This is a genomic window from Streptomyces sp. NBC_00286 (assembly GCF_036173125.1).
In the GTDB taxonomy this organism is placed as follows: Bacteria; Actinomycetota; Actinomycetes; order Streptomycetales; family Streptomycetaceae; genus Streptomyces.
In genome coordinates, this window is sequence record NZ_CP108054.1 from 4,937,948 (window position 1) to 4,958,798 (window position 20,851).

General features: G+C 71.1%; 18 protein-coding genes and 1 pseudogene. 2 read left to right on the top strand and 17 right to left on the bottom strand.

The annotated features are described in order from the left end of the window. Nucleotides 1–12: 12 nt before the first annotated feature. Genes OHT21_RS22585 through OHT21_RS22600 form a run of 4 tightly spaced genes read right to left on the bottom strand, consistent with a single transcriptional unit; the run spans nucleotide 13 to nucleotide 3,790 of the window. A complete protein-coding gene (locus tag OHT21_RS22585) occupies nucleotides 13–771 on the bottom strand; it encodes a phosphonate ABC transporter ATP-binding protein (RefSeq protein WP_328770168.1) in 759 nt (252 codons plus the stop codon). Then, complete coding sequence (locus tag OHT21_RS22590; protein ID WP_328770169.1) at nucleotides 768–1,700, bottom strand: putative selenate ABC transporter substrate-binding protein; 933 nt, start codon at nucleotides 1,698–1,700, stop codon at nucleotides 768–770. Before OHT21_RS22590 ends, OHT21_RS22585 begins: the two co-directional genes overlap by 4 nt. A 46-nt stretch (nucleotides 1,701–1,746) precedes the next feature. Continuing rightward, the gene (locus OHT21_RS22595; protein WP_328770170.1) at nucleotides 1,747–2,673 is read right to left on the bottom strand and encodes an Rv1678 family membrane protein; all 927 of its coding nucleotides are present in this window, start codon (nucleotides 2,671–2,673) and stop codon (nucleotides 1,747–1,749) included. Continuing rightward, complete coding sequence (locus OHT21_RS22600) at nucleotides 2,666–3,790, bottom strand: radical SAM protein (protein ID WP_328770171.1); 1,125 nt, start codon at nucleotides 3,788–3,790, stop codon at nucleotides 2,666–2,668. Before OHT21_RS22600 ends, OHT21_RS22595 begins: the two co-directional genes overlap by 8 nt. Before the next feature lie 113 nt (nucleotides 3,791–3,903). Between OHT21_RS22600 and OHT21_RS22605 the strand changes: the two genes are divergently transcribed. Continuing rightward, nucleotides 3,904–4,584: a class I SAM-dependent methyltransferase gene (locus OHT21_RS22605; protein ID WP_328770172.1), complete on the top strand. Its 681-nt coding sequence runs from the start codon at nucleotides 3,904–3,906 to the stop codon at nucleotides 4,582–4,584. Nucleotides 4,585–4,687: 103 nt separating this feature from the next. On the opposite strand, the gene OHT21_RS22610 is transcribed toward OHT21_RS22605, so the two are convergent. The 7 genes from OHT21_RS22610 to OHT21_RS22640 form a co-directional block, all read right to left on the bottom strand. Then, the gene (locus tag OHT21_RS22610) at nucleotides 4,688–6,736 is read right to left on the bottom strand and encodes a flavin monoamine oxidase family protein (RefSeq protein ID WP_328770173.1); all 2,049 of its coding nucleotides are present in this window, start codon (nucleotides 6,734–6,736) and stop codon (nucleotides 4,688–4,690) included. Between the two features lie 230 nt (nucleotides 6,737–6,966). Next, nucleotides 6,967–7,323, bottom strand: a complete 357-nt coding sequence (locus tag OHT21_RS22615) for a DoxX family protein (RefSeq protein WP_328770174.1) — start codon at nucleotides 7,321–7,323, stop codon at nucleotides 6,967–6,969. A 343-nt stretch (nucleotides 7,324–7,666) separates the two neighbouring features. After that, a complete protein-coding gene (locus OHT21_RS22620; protein WP_328770175.1) occupies nucleotides 7,667–8,062 on the bottom strand; it encodes a GNAT family N-acetyltransferase in 396 nt (131 codons plus the stop codon). Further along, nucleotides 8,059–8,883, bottom strand: a complete 825-nt coding sequence (locus OHT21_RS22625; RefSeq protein ID WP_328770176.1) for an SAM-dependent methyltransferase — start codon at nucleotides 8,881–8,883, stop codon at nucleotides 8,059–8,061. Before OHT21_RS22625 ends, OHT21_RS22620 begins: the two co-directional genes overlap by 4 nt. Nucleotides 8,884–9,075: 192 nt before the next feature. Beyond that, on the bottom strand, nucleotides 9,076–11,091 hold the full coding sequence (locus OHT21_RS22630; protein WP_328770177.1) for an FtsX-like permease family protein: 2,016 nt from the start codon (nucleotides 11,089–11,091) through the stop codon (nucleotides 9,076–9,078). Between the two features lie 68 nt (nucleotides 11,092–11,159). After that, nucleotides 11,160–11,843: an ABC transporter ATP-binding protein gene (locus tag OHT21_RS22635; RefSeq protein WP_328770178.1), complete on the bottom strand. Its 684-nt coding sequence runs from the start codon at nucleotides 11,841–11,843 to the stop codon at nucleotides 11,160–11,162. Between the two features lie 90 nt (nucleotides 11,844–11,933). Next, a complete protein-coding gene (locus tag OHT21_RS22640; RefSeq protein WP_328770179.1) occupies nucleotides 11,934–12,302 on the bottom strand; it encodes a hypothetical protein in 369 nt (122 codons plus the stop codon). 358 nt (nucleotides 12,303–12,660) lie between these two features. Between OHT21_RS22640 and OHT21_RS22645 the strand changes: the two genes are divergently transcribed. Further along, nucleotides 12,661–14,310 carry a serine/threonine-protein kinase gene (locus OHT21_RS22645; RefSeq protein ID WP_328774182.1) on the top strand — a complete coding sequence of 550 codons (1,650 nt, stop codon included), beginning with the start codon at nucleotides 12,661–12,663 and terminating at the stop codon, nucleotides 14,308–14,310. Here OHT21_RS22645 and OHT21_RS22650 read toward each other — a convergent pair. The 6 genes and pseudogenes from OHT21_RS22650 to OHT21_RS22675 form a co-directional block, all read right to left on the bottom strand. Then, nucleotides 14,308–14,718 (bottom strand): annotated as a pseudogene (locus OHT21_RS22650) (GtrA family protein); the annotation flags it as partial. The gene OHT21_RS22645 and the pseudogene OHT21_RS22650 sit on opposite strands and share 3 nt — an antisense overlap. Nucleotides 14,719–14,983: 265 nt before the next feature. Further along, nucleotides 14,984–16,732, bottom strand: a complete 1,749-nt coding sequence (gene polX, locus OHT21_RS22655; protein ID WP_328770180.1) for a DNA polymerase/3'-5' exonuclease PolX — start codon at nucleotides 16,730–16,732, stop codon at nucleotides 14,984–14,986. Between the two features lie 39 nt (nucleotides 16,733–16,771). Next, on the bottom strand, nucleotides 16,772–19,315 hold the full coding sequence (locus OHT21_RS22660) for an ABC transporter permease (protein ID WP_328770181.1): 2,544 nt from the start codon (nucleotides 19,313–19,315) through the stop codon (nucleotides 16,772–16,774). A gap of 5 nt (nucleotides 19,316–19,320) precedes the next feature. After that, nucleotides 19,321–19,488 carry a hypothetical protein gene (locus tag OHT21_RS22665; protein ID WP_328770182.1) on the bottom strand — a complete coding sequence of 56 codons (168 nt, stop codon included), beginning with the start codon at nucleotides 19,486–19,488 and terminating at the stop codon, nucleotides 19,321–19,323. Between the two features lie 202 nt (nucleotides 19,489–19,690). After that, nucleotides 19,691–20,464 carry an ABC transporter ATP-binding protein gene (locus OHT21_RS22670; RefSeq protein WP_328770183.1) on the bottom strand — a complete coding sequence of 258 codons (774 nt, stop codon included), beginning with the start codon at nucleotides 20,462–20,464 and terminating at the stop codon, nucleotides 19,691–19,693. Further along, nucleotides 20,461–20,811 carry a hypothetical protein gene (locus tag OHT21_RS22675; RefSeq protein WP_328770184.1) on the bottom strand — a complete coding sequence of 117 codons (351 nt, stop codon included), beginning with the start codon at nucleotides 20,809–20,811 and terminating at the stop codon, nucleotides 20,461–20,463. The genes OHT21_RS22670 and OHT21_RS22675 overlap by 4 nt, the downstream gene beginning before the upstream one ends. Between the last annotated feature and the right edge of the window lie 40 nt (nucleotides 20,812–20,851).

Consider the following 20,851-nt stretch of genomic DNA (forward strand, 5'->3'; position numbering starts at 1 on the left):
CGAGCTGGAGCGTCATACGAGCTCGTAGAGATCGTGCAGGGCCGAGTCCTGCACCTCGGCGGCCGGACGGTCGAGGACGATCCGGCCCTCGCGCAGGCCCACCACGCGCGTGCAGTGCTCGCGGGCGAGCGCGGGCTGATGGAGGCTGACGACCAGCGTCCGTACCGTCGACGACGTACTGGGACTGGCGCCGAGCAGGTCGAGGATCCCCGCCGCCCGCACCGGATCGAGGCTGGAGACCGGCTCGTCGGCCACCACCAACTCCGGCGACTGCACCAGAAGCCGGGCGATCGCCACCCGCTGCCGTTCGCCGCCGGAGAGGCGCTCGGTGCGTTCGTGGAGGGCCCAGCCCAGGTCGACCCGGTCGAGGGCGTCCCGGACGACGTCGAGCGAGCGCGGCCAGACGAGCGAGGCCAGCGCGCGGGCGGTGCTCCACTGGCCGAGCCGGCCCGCGTTGACGTTGTGCAGCACCCGGACCTGCTCGATCAGGGCGAGGTGCTGGCTCACCGAGCCGATACGCCGCTGAAGGAGCCGTCGCCGCGCGGCAGTCAGGCCCGCGAGGTCCTCACCGAAGACCTCCACCGTGCCCGTGGTCGGTTCCAGCGAGCCGCCCAGCAGGGCAAGCAGCGTGCTCTTGCCGGCGCCGCTCGTACCGAGCACGGCGACCCGTTCCCCGGCATGGATCGTCAGGTCCAGCTCGCGCAGCGCCTCATGCGAGCCGAACCGGCGCCCCGCACCGCGGAGTTGAGCGACGGGCACACCTGAAGTCATCGCAGCAGCCCCAGCTCACGGGCCACGTCCTCGATCCGGTCGTACGCCGAATTCCTGGCCGGTACGAAGGACTTGGCGCCGAAGAGCTTCAGCAGCTCGGCGTCCTCGGGCTTCCGCTCGTCGAGCCCGAGGAGCAGGTCGCGCACCTTCTTCCGCGTACCGGCGCCGAAGGTGTCGTCGAGATCGGGACGTACGAGCCAGTGGTAGTCGGCGTAACCAGGAGTGCGCCACAGCACGACCACCTTGCTCAGGTCTACCTCCTTCGCCTCGACCGTGGCCTTCCACACCTGCTCGTTGACGGCGCCGACCTCGAAGCTGCCCTGCGCGACGACCTCGATGGTGGCGTCGTGGGAGCCGGAGAACCCCGGTTTCCCCCGCAGTTCGCTCTGCTCTAGCCCGGCCTGCCGCATGAAGTACTGGGGCATCAGCCGCCCGGAGGTGGACGTCTCGCTGCCGAAGCTGAACGTGTGCCCCGCGAGGCCGCGCAGTCCGTCCGCCTTCGCGAACGGCCGCAGCCCCGAGTCCTTGTGGGCGATGAACAGGCTGTGGAAATCGGCGTCGATATCGCGTTGCGCGATGGCGTCGGCGCCCCGTACGCGCTCGCGCGCCTGGACGCCGGTCAGTCCGCCCATCCAGGCCAGGTGGATGTCGCCGATCTCGAAGGCCCGTACCACGGCGGTGTAGTCGGTGACGGGGCGATAGGCGACCTTGAGCCCTGTCGCGTCGGCGAACCGCTCGGCCACCGACGGATAGAGCCGGTTCAGCAACTCGGGGTCCTGGTCGGGGATGGCGGAGATCCCGAGCTGCCGCGAGCGGGACCCGCTGCCGCTCCCGTTCGCGCTGCCCCCGCAGGCGCTCAGCAGGGCGGTCGCTCCGGTGGCTCCGGCGCCGAGGAGGAACGTACGGCGGGTCAACGGTCGTACCGGCATGGACACTTCCTGGCCTTCCTGACGTTCCTGATGGTGCTGAGTGGGCTCAGTCACGGGGCGACGGCGACGCCCGTCCCGGCGCGGCGGCGACCGTCCCGCCGACCACAGCGAGCGTCAGCAGAAAGGCCGCCGAAGTCGCGGTGCCACCCAGGGACGGGTCGGTGAAACCGATCTGCGCGTACAGGGACAGCGCGGCGCCCACCCCGACCACCGCCGCCACCCAGCCGAGGAAGGCGACCCGGCCGAACGTGGCCACGAGCACCGACGCGCCGGCCACCAACAGCACAAGGCCGCCGACGAGGTTGTACGCGCCGAGGCTGACCGACGGATCGGCGGACCCGAGGATGTAGCCGCGCGGGTCGAGCGGATCGTCGCCCGCCGTGCCCAGCACGGTGACGGCGCCCGCGATCACCGCGACCGCGCCCCACACCAGGCCGAGACCCCGGGCGGAACCCACGCGCGAACGCACCGCGTCGACGGCGAACACCCGCCCCGCCGAGGAGAACAGGATCACCACATGACCGCCGATCATCAGCCAGTACGCCCATGGCCATTCGTGCGGCCCATAGGCGACCGAAAGCCCGATGGCCAGCGACTGGGCGATGCCGAGCAGCGCGGCAGGCCGCACCCACGCACCCGTCAGCAGCAGCACCGCGAGCGCGGTCTCGGCGATGAGCACCCCCCACCCGAAGACCTCGATATTGGGCAGTACGACGTGCTCCACGATCCAGCTGTACGGCGGGAACACCGGGTCGTTCACGGCGAACTCGGTGAACTTGTAGAGCCCGGTTTTCGTGTTCTCCCCGAAGTCGGGCGGCCGCTTCCACGCCACGTTGTAGAGCCACATCAGGCCGAGCAGGATGCGCAGGAAGGCGGCGGCGACGGCCTGTTGACGAGGGACGGGGTCGGTCGCGGGGGCGAGGAGCCAGCGCAGGGGCGCGAGCCCGGGCGTACGCGTTCTCGTATCAGGCACAGCGGAACACCTCTCGTCCCGACCGGTCGGCGGCGTCCTGGACGGCGAGCGTGTCCCGTACGACTCCGAAGACCTCGGCCAGCGGCAACGGGGCGTCGGCGATCCGCAGATGCGGGTTGGTGACCGCCACCGGATGCCACCAGGCGCCGTCCACGGTGAGCGTGGGCTCGGGCTCCAGGTTCTCGAGCGCCACATGTACGCCCGTGTCGGCGAAGCCCTCCTGGGCCACCGGCCGGATGATCCGGTCCGGCGGGGCGATCCGGGCGTCGTCGAGGCGCCGGTGCAGCGCTTCGGCACCCTTCGGGTCCTCGTCGTACAGCGTGGCGGCCACTCGTACGCGGAACCCGAGCGAACGGGCCAGCTCGATCCCGTCGAATGCGCGCGCCCACGAGCCCGCGCCCCGCTGCCGGTCGTGCAGTTCGGGGGTGGCGGAGTCGAGGCTGATCTGGAGGACGACGTCGCGGTCCAGGCTTTCGAGGGTCTTGCGGCGGGTGCCCTTCGCGAAGATCATTCCGTTGGTCAGGACGGTACGTTCCAGGCCCTCCGCCGCCTCGATGAGCGAGTCCAGCTCCGGGTGCATGAAGGGCTCGCCGCCGGTGAGGAACACCTCGCGACCGCCCTGGGCCCTGAACTCCTCGAACACCTCGGTGGCGAGAGCCGGTTGGAAGCGCCGGGCGGCGGCCTTCGGGGAGGACTCGGCGCAGCAGTAGCCGCAGGCGAGGTTGCAGTCGAAGTTGGTGTAGATCCACAGGCGTCGGCCGACCGGTGTCCGCTCGCCCTGGCTGAAAACGGTGCCCGGCTGCTCCGTACGCCCGCTCCCGCCTCCCCCGCCGGCCTTGCTCACGGCGAACCACCAAGGCCCCTGCTCCGACTCGGCCACCCGGGTGACGACGTCATGCCCGACCAGCTCGGCCCAGACCGGCAGATCGACGTCGACGCTCGCCTCGGCGCTGCGCACGCCGAGCCGCTGACCAGGCTCGAGGCGCCGCATCGCGCGGGTGATCAGCAGCAGCAGACCGCTGCCGCAGTCCATGTCGCCGCCGTCGACCAGGGCGTCGACTGCGCCGAGGGGAGTCGGCGAAGTGGACGCCCGGTCCGGGCCTGTCAGTTCGACCATGGTTCCGACCGTAGCCATGGCCGGGCACGACGGGCAGTGGCTAGATCCTTACCGAACCATGACGGCGCCCGTCCGGGCTGCCGGGGCAGCCCCACCCGGTCTACGGTCGAACCATGACCGACCACGGCACCAGCCACGGCACCAGCCACGGCACCGGCCACGGCATCCAGCGCCCCGAGGACCCGGCGGCCCGGACGGACTTCTGGGAAGGCGTCCACCACAGCAAGGACGTCGACGGAGTCTCCTGGTGGCAGTCGGTCCCGGGACTCTCCCTTGGCCTGGTCGACAAGGCCGGAGTCGGCCTCGACGAGCCGATCATCGACGTGGGCGCCGGCTGGTCGACCCTGGTGGACCACCTGCTCGAACACGGCTACCGCGACCTGTCGGCAGTGGACCTGTCCACCACCGCCCTCCAAACGGTCCGCGACCGCCTCGGCCCGGCGGGCGCGGACGTCACCCTCACCGTGGCCGATGTCCTCGACCTGCGCATGGGCCGCGAGTACGCCCTGTGGCACGACCGCGCCGTCTACCACTTCCTCACCGAGCCCGACGAACGCGCCGACTACCTGACCTCCCTGAACCGGTCGTTGCGCCCCGGCGGCTCGCTCGTAGTGGCGACGTTCGGCCCCGACGGCCCCACCACCTGCAGCGGCCTCCCGATCGTCCGCTACACGCACACCGAGCTGGCCGCCGAGTTCCCCGGCTACGAACTCGTCGACACGGCGGGCGAAGAACACGTCACCCCCTGGGGTACGTCCCAGCAGTTCACGGCGATCCTGATGCGCCGCCGCTGAGTCGCGAGCCGGGGGGGTGGGCAGGCTGTTGCGCGAAAATGTGACACTTGAGGGGCCAAGTGTCACATTTCCCTGCAACAGCCTCCCCACCCACACGGAACAGTCAGGCCAGGTGCACCTCAAGCGCCGCCCGTACGCCCGACTCCAACGCCCCCTCGATCCATGACGGCTTGACCGACGTGTGATCGCCGGCGAAGTGCAACGGCCCCTCGGGGGCGCGGATGGCGGCGAGGAGTTCGGTGTGCTGGCCGGGCAGGAGAACGGACGCCTCGCCGTACGCGTACGGGTCGCGGAGCCAGCTCTGGGTGCGCCCGGCTCCCGTATAGAAGACCTCGACGCGCTGCCCGTACACCTGCTGAAGTCCGCGCAGCGCATGCGGATAGCGGGCGTCGTCGTCGAGGGAGTCCCAACGGGAGGCATCGTCGGCCCAGCTGTAGGAGGCGAGGACGACGCCGCCCTTGCTGCCGGGGATCGGGTGGGAGGGGTTGATCATGAAGCGGCTGGAGTTGTCGGAGACGGAACCGCCGCCGATGATGTGCGCCGCCTCGGGCTGGTCGCGGCCGGCCCAGCGGTTGGCGGCGTAGTAAGCGCGCTGGGCGTCGCTGATGTGCCCGTCGGGGACGGAGGGGTACGCACCCAGCAGACTCCCGTCTGCGGGCGCCTTCCCGCGCCGGTACTCCTCGTACAACCCGGGACGTACGGCCTCGAGCTCCCGCTTCCAGTCACCTTCCTCGAACTCCCACCAGCGACGGGCGAATTCGAGCAACACCTTGGTCGCGCTGTCGTAGTGCAGCTCGGCGATGGCACGGCGTTTGCCGTACGACATCAGCGGGCGGACCTGCACCTGCCGCAGCCCGGAGAACGGCACGGTGACGATCGCGAGGTCACCGGTGAACTCCTCCCGTACGACCTTGCCGTCGCGCCCCTCGGACACGGTGTCGATCCATACGCGCGGGCCACCGGCGCGGACGTGTGACAGGTCATCTTGCCGGTCCGGATCCCAGTACTCGATGTGCGTCGCGCGCCGGTCGAGGCGCAGCAGGTCGCGTACCTCGCGCAGCAGTGCGTCCGGGAGCGTCGCCGTGCCGCCGGCCAGCTCCCAGAACTCGGTGTCCGGGCTGATCAGCGACTGGCTGATGAAGCTGTGCACAAAGGACAGCGGCAGCCGTGAGGTCAGGTTCTCCAGGGTGCCGACGAGATCGATGGTGCGCTCGTCGAGGCCTGCCCCCTCGGTCAGGAACCGGTACATCGACCAGTCCCCGTACCGCTGGATCACCCGCGCCCAGCCGCGCACCCGCTCAGGCATGGGCTTGTCGACGCGCTTGCCGTCAGGACCGGCCGTACTGAACTCGTCCCGTACGGGGTCGAGGGCGTCGCGCAGGATCTTGGCGGACGGCGTGTCCCAGTACTTCCGCGGCACCCCGAAGGACCGGTTGACCTTCCGCGGCGCCTTGGCATACTCGGCGCGGCGTACGCGAATGCCGTTGACGTGCAGCCAGGCGTTGTTGACGGCCTTGCCCTCACCGTCGACGTCCACGAGATGGAACCGCCGCTTCTCGAGCCCGAGTTGGTCGATCAGCCTCATCACCAGCGGATGGCTGCCGGGGATCCGCATGGCCCCGGCTTCGGCGTACTGCCGCGCATCGGCAAAAGGCTGCGCCGCCTGCTCGTGCCCGCCGGTGCGGAAGGTCTTGATACGTCCCCCGACACGGTTGCCGTTGGCCTCCAGCAGCGTGACGTCGTGCCCGGCCCGCTTGAGCAGCCAGGCCGCCACAAGCCCGGCCGGGCCCGCACCGACGACCAGGACCTTCTTGGGGTCCTTGGTCTTCGGCCGAGGCAGACCGGAGTCGAGAATCTTCTCGTACGTCGGCACGAGCGCCCGGTTGTCGTCGTCGACGACCAGCAGCGCACGGGCGACGGCGAGACAGGTGGCCCAGTCGGCGGTGGATCTGGGCGGACAGGGCGCAGGCGCCTGTTGAGGCCCGGCGGGCGCATGTTGAGGCTGAGCGGGCGCCGCGACGGCCTCGCCCGCCGCGGCCGGACCGAGCGCCGCCGCGGTCGCGGCGGTACCGGCCACGGCGGTGACGGTGGCCGTGAACTCCCGCCGGGAGAACGGACGATGAGGGCTGGCTGCGGTGCGGATTTCATCCATGGGTCCTGGATAAGCGCGCAACCGTACGCCCAACAGCACGATCCCGGTTGATCACCTGAACGTGCGAGCGCACGGGGCACGCCCACTGCCACGCCCACCGCCCGAGCGCACGTGACGCTTCATCACGACCCTGAACACCATCACCGATCAGGCACCCGAGGTTTGCATCGTGGTTCCGCCACGGCGACGGCCACTGTGGTGGCGGGCACAAAACTTGTGGATCCCGCGGGTCACGAGGGGCCGTGGTAGAGCAGGCCCAGGGTGAGGGCGGCCACCGCTGTGGCCAGGAACGCGATCCCGCCTACGATGTTGCGGGAGCCCACCCGCAGGTGAGCGACGATTGCGCCGATGAAGTACAGCACGAGGCCGGAGGCGGCGAGAGTTCCCAGTAGCGGCACGGCGAGCCCGGCCAGCAGCCCCACGGTGCCCACTGCCAGCAACGTGCCCAGCACCGGTACATACTTCCGAGGTATGCCCTTCATGTCCGCCTGGGTCTTGGGGTATTCATGGCCGATCAGGTACGTGACGGCGGCGGCACCGTTGAAGACCGCGCCGAGGATGGTGACCGTGACGAAGGCGACGAACACGGTCTCTCCGCTCTGTGGGGGCGATGTTGCTGGGCGCCCCGTTGTGGAATGCCGTTCTCTGGATGACGAGCCGGCGAATCGATTTGTGACATCAGTAGATCTGGGTCAAAGACCTCACCGGGCCCCGTCCTTGATCACGACACGTTCCCCGTCTGAGCTCCGCAGGCCCCCCCGACCGAGCGGCCCCTGTCGTGCCTGGACGGGGTGCGAACCCTCCCCAGCCAGGGGCCCACTCACGGGAATGTGACAGTGAAGGGTCGCACTGTCACATTCCCGCGACCGCATACCCGGGTGCCCGGCCCCGACAGGTTCCCCAACCGCACCCGCGGTCGACCGCCACAGCTCAGAGCGCGATGAGACCCGCGGTCGTCGGCTTGAACCCGCAGGCGTCGAAGTAGAACGACCGCAGGTCGTCCTCGAAGTCGACGTGCAGCCATTCGCATTTGGCCGTACGGGCTTGTCGGGCGGCCTCGGCGACGAGCCCCGCTCCGATCCCGGAGTGGCGGTGGCCGAGTGCGACCACGGTGTCCAGGATGAACGCGTGGACGCCGCCGTCCCACGCGACGTTCACGAAGCCGACGAGGTCACCGTCATAGCGAGCGCAGACCCAACCAAGGCTGTGCCGCCGCACCCTGGCCAGCCAATCGACATCCAAGGTCTGATAGCCAAACCCCGCCGCATGTAACGCATTGAGAGCCGTGTTGTCGAAGTCGCCCCGCCACTCGTACGTGATCGTCATGTCGGCTTGCGGGCCATCGCGACGTAGCACGACACCTCGGCGTCCGAGATGTCGGCGGTTACTCTGCTGGACTCGGCCTGGCCGTCGGTGTTCCAGTGGTGGGGTAGGGCCACACCGGGCGGGATGGGGTCCAGGCCGTCCAGGAAGCGTTCGACCTCTGGCTTCGTGCGGGCTTGCGCTGGGATGCCGGCGGAGGCGTACACCTGGATCGCTCGGGCTATGCCCTCGGGGTCGAAGTCTGCTGTGACGTGGGACAGGACCAGGTGGGAGCCGGGGGCCAGGGCTGTCGTCAGGTGGGTGACCAGGGCGTACGGGTCTCGGGCGTCGGGGAAGAAGTGCAGGACGGCGTTCAGGCTGAGGGCTATCGGGCGGGTCAGGTCGAGGGTGGCGGTCAGGGCCGGGGAGGCTAGGAGTGTGGTGGGGTCGGCGGCGTCTGCCTCCACGTATGCCGTACGGCCCTGGGGCGTGCCGTTCAGGAGGCGGGCGGACTGGGCGCGGACCACCGGGTCGCGGTCGACGTAGACCACACGGGAGTCGGGTGCGACCTGCTGGGCGATTTCGTGGAGGTTCGGGCTGGTGGGGATGCCTGTGCCGATGTCCAGGAACTGGCGTATGCCTTGTTCGGCCAGGTAGCGGGTGGCTCGGTGCATCCATACCCGGTTGGTGCGGGCGATGACGATGATGCTCGGGAAGGCGGCGATGGCCCGGCCGGCTGCGGCGCGATCGGCGGCGTAGTTGTCGCGGCCCCCGAGGTAGTAGTCGTACATGCGGGCGCTGTGCGGCTGATCAGTGCGCAGATCCGTGAGATCGGTGGCGCTCATGTCGGACTCCTCCCCGTCGGTCCAGCCGCCCGTGGCGGGTCAGTACCGCGGGCGGCGCGGGCCTACCGAGGCTAACCCGAACAACTTCCGTTGCGCAGCGCCGAGTTGAGACGACAAGCGCGGCGGACGGCGAGGGCACGGGCCCTCACCGTCCGCCAGTCATCGATCCGCGTCAGCCTGCGTCAATCCACCTCAGTCCGCCGTCTGCGCCGGGTTCGCCGTGACCCTGCGCAGCAGTGGCCTGCTGGCGGCGATCGTGGCGAGCATCGCGAGGGTGCCTACCGTCACGCAGAGGGTCAGTTGCAGGGCGCCGGAGGCGTTGATCGTGCTGCCGAATGCCTCGTTGAACTGGAAGGCGCCGTAGACGCCCATCCCGGTGGTGCCGCCGGCCAGGACGGCCAGGGGGAGGGCCGTTTCGCGGGTGCGGGCGCGGTCCAGGAGCTTGAGGGGGGTGCCGGCCAGGCGCAGGAGGCCGTAGACGCGGCGGCGGTCTAGGACGTTCGCGGCGGCGGTCAGGCCGGCGGAGACGGCGGCGACCAGGAAGCTCATGGCCAGGGTGGCGGTGCTGACCATGCCGATGCGGTTCACGGGGACGTTGTCGAAGGCGCCGGCGTAGTCCTGGGTGAACGGCGGCCGGCCTGCCGCGACGGGGGTCAACGCGGTGGCGGCGGCGTCGAGTTGGTCCTCGCCGCCCGAGACCTGGGCGATCAGGCCCGGGCTGCCGCTCAGCAGGGTGAGGTAGTCGTCCTCGGACGGGGCGGTGACCGTGGCCTTGACGCCCGCCTCGCGCAGCAGCGTGCGGGCTTCGGTGACGGCGCGCTGGGTGGCCGCGGAGTCCGCGGTCAGCACCGCGACCTGGCCCTGCCGGTCGGGGCCGCCGTCGAACTGCAGCTGGCTGACCGAGAAGAACCCGGCGACGAAGCCGGCCAGGACCAGGCCGCTGACGGTGCGCCAGGCGCCGCCGGGGTCGTCGCTGAGCCGACGGGCCGCCAGCAGGGTCGCCGGGCGGCGGGCGTAACGGCCCACAACGCGGCCCAGCCGGTCCACGACCCAGGGGCCGAAGACCCAGAACGCGCCGTAGAACAGCGCCAGCAGCGCGAGCATCTGGCGGGGACCGAGCTGGCCGCCCTTTGTGGTGAGGAAGACATAGCCCAGCGTCCCGGCGAACAGTACGAGCCGGATCATGCGGGTGCGGCGCGGGTTGGCCTGCTGGGCGACGCCCAGCGGGGAGGTGGCGACCTGGCGCAGCATCGTCACCGCGCTGACCGTGATGAGCGCCGTCACCGCTAGCACCACGGCCGCGAACCAGGGCAGCCCCACCCACAGTTGACCCGTGTACCAGCCGCCGACGCCGTACGGGATCTCGGCGAGCGCGGGCAGCAGCGCCACGTACGCGAGGGCGCCGGTCAGAGCTCCGGCCCCGCCCACGGCCGCCGCCTCGGCGGCCGTCATGGCGATGATCTGCCGCGGGGTCGCCCCGGCCAGCCGCAGTGCGGCGAGCCGCTGCTCACGCCGGGCCGCGCCCAGCCGTCCGGCCGCCGCGGCGAGCACGATCACGGGCATCACCAGCAGGGCCACGCCGAGTACGGCCATCTGCTGGTCGAAGGAGGTGAACAGGCTCGCCCTGGTGGAGGTGAATCCTGCGACCTCGGCGCGCTCGGTCTGCCCCTCGTCGAAGAAGTTGCCGCCCTCGGCCGCCTTGGACACCGCCTCGTCGGACGATGCCCGTCCCACGACGGCGACGAGTTCGTCGGGGGAGGCGAGTCCGGCCGCGCCGAGCGTGCCGTACGACGCGGGCTTCGGGAGCCGGTCGGCCAGCTGGTTCGCGGGCAGCTCGCGCATCAGCTCGGCCAGCGCCGGGGATACGTACACCTCGCCCCGCTTCGGGAAGCTGCTCAGGCCGGGCGGGGCGGGCGTGGCCTTGCGGTCGGGCAGCTGAGCCAACGAGACGACGGTGACGGGCTTGTGGCGTACGTACGTCGTGGCGAGCGCCTGGACGGCGGTGGCCTGCTTCGCCGGTACGGCGTCGGGCGTACGCCAGTCAGTGCGGTCGGCACGCTCGCCGGAACCGAGGCTGACGGCGATCATCATCAACAGCACAAACGCGCTGACGGCGGCGACCACAGCGGCCAGCAACTGGCTCTGCAGGCCACGACGACCGGACGCCCGGGCAAGATGCCAGGTCAGGGGCAGAACGGGGGAACGCATGGGGTCTCCAGGAGGGTGGCATCGGCGGGCGACCGGCTACTCGCGGTCCCCTGGGGTGGGCTGGGCGGTCAAGCCACCGTGTACTGGCTGTAGTTGCTGATCCGGCCGTCCCGTACCTGGAGGATCCGGTGGCAGTGGGCGGCGACGTCCGCATCGTGCGTGACCATCACCAGGGCGGCGCCCTGGGCGCGGGTCACGGAGGTGAGGAGCTGGATGACCTCGGTGCTGGTGTTCTGGTCCAGGGCGCCGGTCGGCTCGTCGGCGAAGACCACGTCCGGTTCGACGACGAGCGCGCGGGCGATGGCGACGCGCTGCGCCTGGCCGCCAGAAAGCTGACCGGGGCGCCGGCGCTCCAGGCCCTCGAGCCCGAGCGGCGCGAACCAGCGACGGGCCCGCTCGACGGCCGCCTTACGGGGGACACCCTCCAGCATCAGCGGCAGCGCGACGTTCTCCTCGGCGGGTAGCTCCGGCAGCAGTTGGCCGAACTGGAAGACGAAGCCGAAGCGCTTACGGCGCAGGGCGCTGAGCCGGTTCTCGCCGAGGTTGTCGATGCGCTCGTCGCCCAACATCACCCGGCCGCCGTCGGGGCGGATGACCCCGGCGAGGACATGCAGGAGCGTCGACTTACCGGAACCCGACGGCCCCATGATCGCCAGGGAGTCACGCTCGCGGACCTCCACGTCCACGCCCGCGAGGGCCATGGTGGAGCCGTACTTCTTGATGAGGCCGTAACCGGCCAGGACGGTGCTCATGATGCGTCAGCCCTCTCGGATGCGTGATCGGGTGCGTGATCGGGGTGCGTGATCGGGGTGCGTGATCGGTCATCCCCCGGGGCCGGCTTCTCAGCGCTCGAACTTCCAGGTGACGGACGAGTCCGACGCCTTCACCACGGACACGGGAATGGACACCTTCTTGCCGTCTTCGCCCTTGCCGGTGCAGGTCACCTTGGTGCCGGTCACGGCTTTCAGGTCCGGGCAGCTCACCCCGGACACGTCGCCGCCGACCCAGGGCAGCGGGTGGTACTTGTTCTCGGTGCGGGCGCCGACGATGGTGCCGGACAGCGCCTTGTGACCGTTCACCTTCGCTTCCATCGTGGGGTGGTCGAGAGCGGTGGTGGACTCGGTGCCGGCCAGCAGATAGGTGCCGATACCGCCGACGGCGACCACGGCGGCCGCCCCACCGACGAGGCTGACGAGGGCCTTGCGCTGCATGACGTACTCCTGAACTCAGAGGAATGGAGCCCCAGTTGGCCGGGGGCTGGTCCCTGCTGGCCGTGGGGAGGAAGTGGCTCCACTCTCGCCCGCGGGCCCGGGCGCGCGCCTCAGCCGAACGGTCAGAAGCCGTCGGGCTTCACGCGTCAGCTCCTCGGCCATTCGGCCGAGGCTCGCGCCGACGGCCCTCACTTACGGTGACCGCAGGGGGCCGGACGGCCGCGGACGCCCCGGGGTTCATGTGCTGTTGACCACGTGCTCGAGGTCGTGGCCGCGTCATGCGCGACGGTTATCGTGGCGAAGCAAATCGAACGTGATGTACGTGATGTACGTGAGCAAGGTTGGCGGAGGCTGGGACGTGTCGGACGAGGGACGGCTCATCGCCGGGCGCTACCGGCTGGCCGAACGGATCGGCCGGGGCGGCATGGGCACGGTATGGCGCGCCGAGGACGAGGTCCTGGGCCGCCAGATCGCGCTGAAGCGACTGCACGCACACCACCACCTGTCCGACGACGAGCTCGCCACGCTGTACGAGCGCATGCGGCGCGAGGCGCGCAGCGCGGCCCGTATCACCCACCCCAACGTGGTCGTCGTACACGACGTCGTGGACGACGACGGCCTGCCCTGCATCGTCATGGAGTACGTGCCCTCGGTCACCCTCGGTGACCTGCTCAAGGACGACCGGACCCTGACGCCCGAGGAGGCGGCCCGGATCGGTCTCGGCATGATCGCCGCCCTGCGCGCCGCCCACGCCGCCGGAGTGCTGCACCGCGACGTCAAGCCCGGCAACGTACTGCTCGCCCACGACGACCGCGTGGTCCTCACCGACTTCGGCATCGCCATGACGGACGGCACCTCGACGCTGACGAAGACCGGCGAGATGGTCGGCTCGATCGACTACATGGCGCCCGAGCGGATGCGGGGCCACACCCCCGGACCGGCCTCGGACCTGTGGGCGCTGGGCGCCACGCTCCACCAGGCGCTGGAGGGACGGCCACCGTTCCGCAAGGACACGGCGATGGAGACGGCGTACGCCATCGCCACCGACCCCCTGGGCCCGATGACGCAGGCCGGTCCGCTGGAGCCGCTGATCGAGGCCTTGCTGGTCAAGGACCCGGACGAGCGGCCTACGGCGGAACAGACGGAGCGGGCGCTGCGGACCGTACGGGCGGGGGAGCCGACGGAGGTGCATGCGTTCGCGGGTACGGGCACGCGGACGGGGTCGGGGTCGGGGTCGGTCACGGGCTCCGCGACCGGTTCGGCGACGAGCTCGGCGGCCGGTCGGGGCCGGGCGTCGGACGCGTCAGGGGCGACGGACGCGCCGCGCGTGCCCACCAGGACCGAGGACGGCGGAGACGGCCGCGGCCGGAACCGGAGCCGGGGCGAGGACCGGGGCCGCGGACGCAAGCGCCGCGCCCTGCTCTGGAGCACCGTGGGCGCGACGGTGGCGGGCGCGGCCGTCGCAGGCACGCTCTACGTGACGGCGTACGAGGGCGGGGCGACCGACGACGCCACGCCGAGCCCCGGTACGACCAGCGCACCGCCGTACAAGCCGCCGCCCGTGCCCGAGGGCTACCACGTGGTCCGCGACGAGCGCCACGGCGTCTCCTTCCCCATCCCGGACGGCTGGAAGCTCAACAAGACGACCCCCGAGGGGGTCACCTACATCGACCCGACCAAGAAGGCCGAGATCACGTTCGGCGTCGTGGACCCCGCCGGCTCGCACCCCGTCGAGCACTTCAAGACCATCGAGGCCAACACCAAGGTCAACTACCCGACGTCGTACCGGAAGCTGCGCATGCAGAAGACGACGTTCCGGGGAGAGCCCGCAGCGATCTGGGAGTTCACCTTCCAGGGCCGCGCCCGAGCCTTCCGCGCCATCGACCTCGGCTACGGCCGGGAGGGCGCCAAGGAGTACGACATCTACCTCTCGGCCCCGGACGCCCAGTGGACGACCTTCCGCCCCGTCTTCGACAAGGTCAGGGACGGCTTCACCACGACGGGCTGAGGCGGCGAAGACGTACAGCCGCAGCACCAGGAAGCGCCCGATACCGGCGAGCCCGGAGGCGCCGAGATACACGGCCTGCTCGGTCACCACCCCGGGCGAAGACTGCACCGTGTGGAGAGCGAACATCGCCGCACAGGTCACCAGATAGGCGGCCGTCGCCGATCCCGCGGACTGCCAGTGCTGACGCCATCCGGCACGCCGCCGGCCCCCGAAGGTGAACCGCGCGTGCAACTCCGTGCACAGGAGCGTGGAGCCGACGGTGACCAGGGCGTTCGCCAGCGCCCACGGCATCAGCTCGGCCAGCAGTCCGACGGCACCACTGGAGAGGACCCCGATCCCGCCACCGCACAAGACGAAGCGGGCGAAAGAAGCGAGAGGGCCGGGGCGTACCGGCGACACAGGCGACACCGACGAAACCGGCGATACGGGCGCGGCCGAACTCGTGCGTATATCGGCCGCGTTCATAGCGGTTTCCTTCCGGCGGACGGGAGCGTTGAACCTCTGGGATCAACTGCTCCAACCCTGCCGCCACCAGCCCACAAGCACGATGACGCCCACTCCCGAACCGAAGGTAGGGCTGGCACTACCCCCAAGCCGGGGGCACTCCGCCCAAGCGGCGCCGCAAGGCATCCGCGACCAGCTCAGCGCCCCGCCACCTCAGCGCCCAGCCGCCTCAGCGCCCAGCCGCCTCCTTGCGCAAGAACCGCCGCAACCGCGCCTCCGGCCACGTGTTGATCACGTCGTCCTTGGTGAGCCAGCCCCGCTGCGCCGTGCCCACGCCATAACGCATGTTGGCCAGGTGGAGAGCGGCATGTGCGTCGCTGTCCACGGCGAACTTCACGCCATGCCGCCGCGCCCGCAGGATGTCCTCGTCCCGCAGGTCGAGCCGGTCCGGATGGGCGTTGATCTCCAGGGCCGTACCCGTGCGCGCACAGGCGGCGAAAACCGCGTCGAGGTCGGCGTCGACCCCCGGCCGCTTCCCGATGATGCGGGTCGTGGGGTGCCCGATGATGTTGACGTACGGGTTCTCGCAGGCCCGGACGAGGCGTCGGGTCAGCGCCTCGCGCCCCTGGTTGAAGTGCGAGTGCACGGAGGCCACGCACAGGTCGAAGCCGGAGAGGAACTCCGCGGGCCAGTCCACGTCTCCCTCGGGGTCGATGTTCAACTCGGCTCCGTGCAGGAGGCGCAGTCCCCCGCGTCGGCCACGGGTGCGATACGTGCCGTCCAGGGCCCGTACGCGCTCCCGCTGGGCCAGCATCCGTTCGTCGGTCATCCGCTGCATGTACAGGTTCGGACCGTGGTCGGTGATCGCGAAATACGCGTAACCACGCCCGGCCGCTGCCTCGATCATCTCCTCCAGCGGGGCGAGTCCGTCGGTGAGGTCGGTGTGGGTGTGCAGGTCGCCCTTGATGTCCGACTCCTCGACCAGGTCGGGCAGTTCACCGTGGAGCCCCGCCTCGATCTCGCCGCGGTCCTCACGCAGCGTCGGCGGGATCCAGGGCAGGCCGAGCCGGGCGTACACCTCCTCCTCGGTCTCGGAGACGATCTTCTCGCCGCTCTCGGCGTCGAACAGCCCGTACTCGGAGAGCTTGAGCTTGTGGTGCACGGCCCGTTCGCGGGTGCGGATGTTGTGCGCCTTCGAGCCGGTGAAGTACTGCAGGGCCGCTCCCCACGAGTCCGGCGGTACGACGCGCAGGTCCACGGACAGGCCCTTGGTGGTGCGGATCGACGTCTTCTTCTCGCCGTGCGCGATGACTTCGGAGACGTACGGCAGCTCGGTGAACGCCCGCATCAGCCGCGCCGAACTGTCCGCCGCGGCGAGTACGTCGATGTCGCCGATCGTCTCGCGGAAGCGGCGCAGCGAGCCGGCGTACGTGCAGCGCCGGCAGCCGGTGATGGCGGACAGCTCGGCGACGATGTCGTCGGCGACGTCCATGGCGACGTCGAGCAGAACGCGGTCGCCGGAGGACTGGAGAAGTTCGATGCCGTGGAGGATGTTCTCCTCCGTCTTCGGCCCGAAGCCCTTCAGGTCGCGCAGCCGTTCCTCGTGGATGGCGTCGGCCAGCTCCTCGACGGAGGAGATCCCCAGCTCCTCGTACAGGACACAGGCCTTCTTCGGGCCGAGCATGGGGATCTCCGTCAGCCGCCGGACCCCGGCGGGGATCCGCGAGCGCAGTTCCTCGACGGCGGAGACGCGGCCGCTGCGGAAGTACTCGAGGATCTTCTCGGCGGTGGACTTGCCGACGTTGGGGATCTCCTGGAGGCCCTTGAGGTCAAGGGTGGACACGTCGGCGTGGTAGCCGCCGATCGAGCGCGCGGCCTTCTCGTAGACGCGCGTGCGGTACGCGTCTCCTCCGGTGATCGAGATCAGGTCCGCGTACTCCTGAAAGAGGGCGGCGACCTCGTCGTTGGAACGAGCCACACCTTCAGAGTAGGCATCCACGGCCGGACTATTCATGGTCTATTCACGGCCCGCGAGTGCTTCGGCGGGAGCCGTGCGCAGGGCCCGCCGGGTGGGCAGCTCGATGGTGACGAAGGCGAGGCTGATGATCGTGAGCGCCGTGGCGGGCAGCAGCCAGACCGGGCCCGCGGGCCAGGGGCGGTGCAGGAAGCCGATGCCCAGGAGGGTGAGCGGGATCGCGGCCAGGGCCAGGCCCGCGGTGAGGGCGGCGGCGCCGATCACGGCGGCTTCGCGGCGCATCATGACGCGGATCTGCCGCGGGGTGGTGCCGTTCAGGCGGAGGGTGGCGATCTCGGCGCGGCGCTGGACGGTGGTGGCGACGAGCTTGTTGGCGATGCTGAGGAGGAGGTAGCCGAGGAGGACGACGATGGTGGCGAGGTTGACCCACACCTCGGGCGGGGCGTCGCTCAGACCGCCGCCGGTTCCGGTGTCGGTGGGCTCGAGCGTCAGGCCCGGCCGGGACCCGGCAAGCGCCGTGAGCTCACGCTGCGCCGAATCCGTACCGTCCGTGCGGACGAGGATGCTCTCGTCGAGGCCCGTCGTGGTGTGGCCCGCGGCGAGGTCCCGGGAGAGCGCGACCGGGCCGAAGCCGAGGCCGCGGTCGTAGATGGCGACGACCTGGGCCTTCACGCGGGTGCCGTCGCCGAGGATCAGGCCGACCCGCTTGCCCAGTCCGGCGCCACGGGAACGGGCGACGTCGCTGCTGACCGCGACGGTGTCGCCGCTGAGCCCGGCCAGGCTGCCGAACCGTACGTCCAGGTCCAGGACACTCCACGCGTCCGGAGTGAGGATCATCCCGGAGGAGGCCTCCACCTCGTCCTCGCCGAGAAGCTTGTAGGGCCAGACCACGGTCGTACTGCCGACGGGCGCCGCCGCCCGTACGCCGGAGGTCTCCCGTACCGCGTCGAGCGTGCCCTCGGGCAGTGCGCCGAGGGCCGGTGCGGTCAGTCGCTGCTGGGCGAGGGTGCCCGTGCGGACGTCGTCCGAGGTGGCCGTCATCACGGTCGTCTGGGCGAGGGTGTACGTCAGGACGAACACGACCGCCATCGCGAGGGTGCTGACGATGCCCGCGATGCGCAGGGCGTAACCGCGGACGTTGGCCACGGCCAGCCAGGTCGGCGCGTCGATACCCGGCCGCAGGCGCCGCGCAAGAGTGTCGCCGACGCGCTTGACTAGGGCGGGGCCTACCAGCGCGAGGCCGATCGCGCCGATGACGCCGGCGATGGAGGTCGCGGCCGCGCCGAGCACGGTCCGCGACAGCAGTGGTACGACCGACAGGGTCGTCGCGGCGAGGATGAGCAGCAGTCCGCCACGGGTCCGGATGCGGGACGGCTCACGGGGTTCGCTGCGCGACTCGGCGACCGCCTCCGTGGCCGGCAGCCGCGACGTACGCCAGGCGGCGCCCCGCGCGGACAGCTGGACGGCGGCGGCCAGCAGGAGTGCGGTGGCGAGCGCGGGCAGCGGGCTGAAGGTCAGGGGCAGGGCGTCGGGGAGCACGCCGCGTTCGACGAGCTGTTGCCGGAACTGTCCGGCCAGCAGATAGCCGAGGGCGGCCCCCGGCACGAGCGCCACGGCCGCGATCACCGTGGCCTGGGACGCGGCGAGCCGGCGGATCTGTTTCGGAGTGGCGCCGACGGCCCGCATGAGGGCCAGTTCGCGGCGCTGTCCGGCGATCGCGACGCCCAGCGCGCCGGCCATGACGAATCCGGTGATCAGCACGACGATCCCGGCGAGCGAGCCGGCGAGCAGGATGAGGAGGGTGCGCGAGGCCACGGCGTCGGGCGCGGCGAGGTCGCCCCGGTCTTCGCCGGTGGCCACCACGAGCTCGGTGTCGCGCAGTTGGTCGCGGACGGCCGTGGCGACGGAGTCCGCGGCGCCGGTCTCGGTACGCAGCCCGATCAGGTCTACGGTCCCGGCGCGGGCTCCGCTGTCGCGCCCGGCCAGCCGCTCGGCCGTCGCGTCGGCGAAGAAGACACCGGCTCCGGGCGCGTCGACGACTCCGGAGACGCGGTACTCGGTGGCGTCCCGCCCGGCCGCGACGACCTCGACCCGGTCGCCCGCCCGCACCCCCGCGGCGGCGGCCATGTCACGGTCCACGGCGACCTCACCGGAACCGTCCGGCTTCCGGCCGTCGACCGGCGCATCCCGAAGCATCCCGATGGAGGACCAGCCGTGCCCGGCCGTCTTCGGATCCTCACCCGGTACGACCCCACCGTCCCCGTCGACGAGCGCCGCGGGGAAGCTGACGTCGCGGATCACGTCCGTAACCCCGGGCAACTCGCCCAGCCGGTCAGCTACTTGGGCCGGAACCGTCCCCCGCTCCGGCAACGCGATCGGCAGATCCCCGCCCGGCCGGAAGGTCTGATCCGCCGACACCACGACGTCCGCCCCGGCGAGCCGCCCGGCCGGCAACTGCGACCGCAGACCGGACTCGGCCAGCACTCCGGTCCCGGTAACGAGCACCGCACCGCCGAGCACCGCACACGCCACCGCCACCAACGCGGCGACTCGATGCCGGGCCATCCGCACCGCGAAGTACCACATGCCCCTCAGCCCTCCAGCATGCCGAGCCGACCGGCCGACACAAACGACCCCGGGCCGACCCCGGTCACCACCCCAGCCCCGACGACCAACCCCGCCCCGCCCAGCACCGGCCACGCCGCCGCCGGCGCCCCGGCGATCCCGTGCGGAGCCCTGCGCACCGCGAAGTACCACATGGCCCTCAGCCCTCTCCCCTCGTGCCAAGCCGACCGGCCGACACATACGGCCCCAACCCGGCCCCGGCCACCACCCCGGCATCGGGGCTCAACCCCGCCCCACCCAGCACCGCCCACGCCGCCGCCGGCAACCCGGCGATCCGTTGCGGAGCCCTGCGCGCCGCGTCCGGAGCCCTACGCACCGCGAGCTGCAGCATGTTCCTCAGCCCTCTCCCAATGCGACGAGACGGGCGGCCAGCTCGCCGGCGGTGGGCGTGTGCAGCGTGTCCACGACCCGCCCGTCGGCCATCACCACGGCCTGGTGCGCCTGGGCGGCCGCGGCAGGGTCGTGGGTGACCATGACCACCGTCTGGCGCAGCTCGTCGACGAGGTCACGCAGCAGATGCAGGACCTCGTGGGCGCTGCGCAGATCCAGCGCCCCGGTCGGCTCGTCGGCGAACACGACGGCGGGCTTGGCCGCCAACGCCCGTACGATCGCGACCCGTTGCTGCTGCCCGCCGGACAGTTCGGCGGGCCGGTGCGTCAGCCGGTCGGCAAGACCGACGCGTTGGATCAGCGTCCGCAGCCACTCGTGGTCCGGGGCCCGGCCCGCGAGACGCAGCGGCAGCGTGATGTTGTCGGCGACGCTGAGCGAGGGCACCAGGTTGTACGACTGGAAGACGAAGCCGATGCGCTCACGGCGCAGTTCGGTCCGGCGGGTCTCGTTCAGGCCGGCGATCTCGTAACCGTCGATACGGACACTGCCGACGGTCGGGGCGTCCAGACCCGCCGCGCAGTGCATCAGCGTGCTCTTGCCGGACCCGGACGGGCCCATCACGGCGAGAAAGGTGCCGCGTTCGACGGTCAGCGACACGTCGTCGAGGGCCCGTACGCCCCCTGGATACGTCTTGCCGAGGTGCGCGAGCGCGATGGCGGGAGTGTGCTCCGAGGCCGGGGCCGCCGAAGTGGCCTCACCTCCCTTGACGAGTTTGCTCATCGACGACCCCGCAGGCGCTGAACGACCAGCGCGATCAGGCAGAGGGCGGTGACGGAACCGCAGGCGAGGTGGGCCGGGGTGCCGAGGGCGGCGTAAGTGACCACCATGTTGCCGATCGCGCTGATCACCAGCAGCACCCAGAGAAGGACGCGTGCGATTCCGCTCCCGGTGACGACGGTGAGCGGCTCGGCGGCGGGGTGCGCCTCGACGGCGGGGCGCGGCTGGGAGGCGGGGACCGGCCCGCCGATGGTCTCGGCGTTGTGGTCGACGGACGGGCTCGCGGACGTGTTGCCGGACTGGTTGGCGTACGTCCCGGAGGCGGTGGTGAGGCGGTAGGGGTCGGTCATTTTCGGGCTCCTGTTCCTGGTCGCCGCGGAGGTCTGCGGC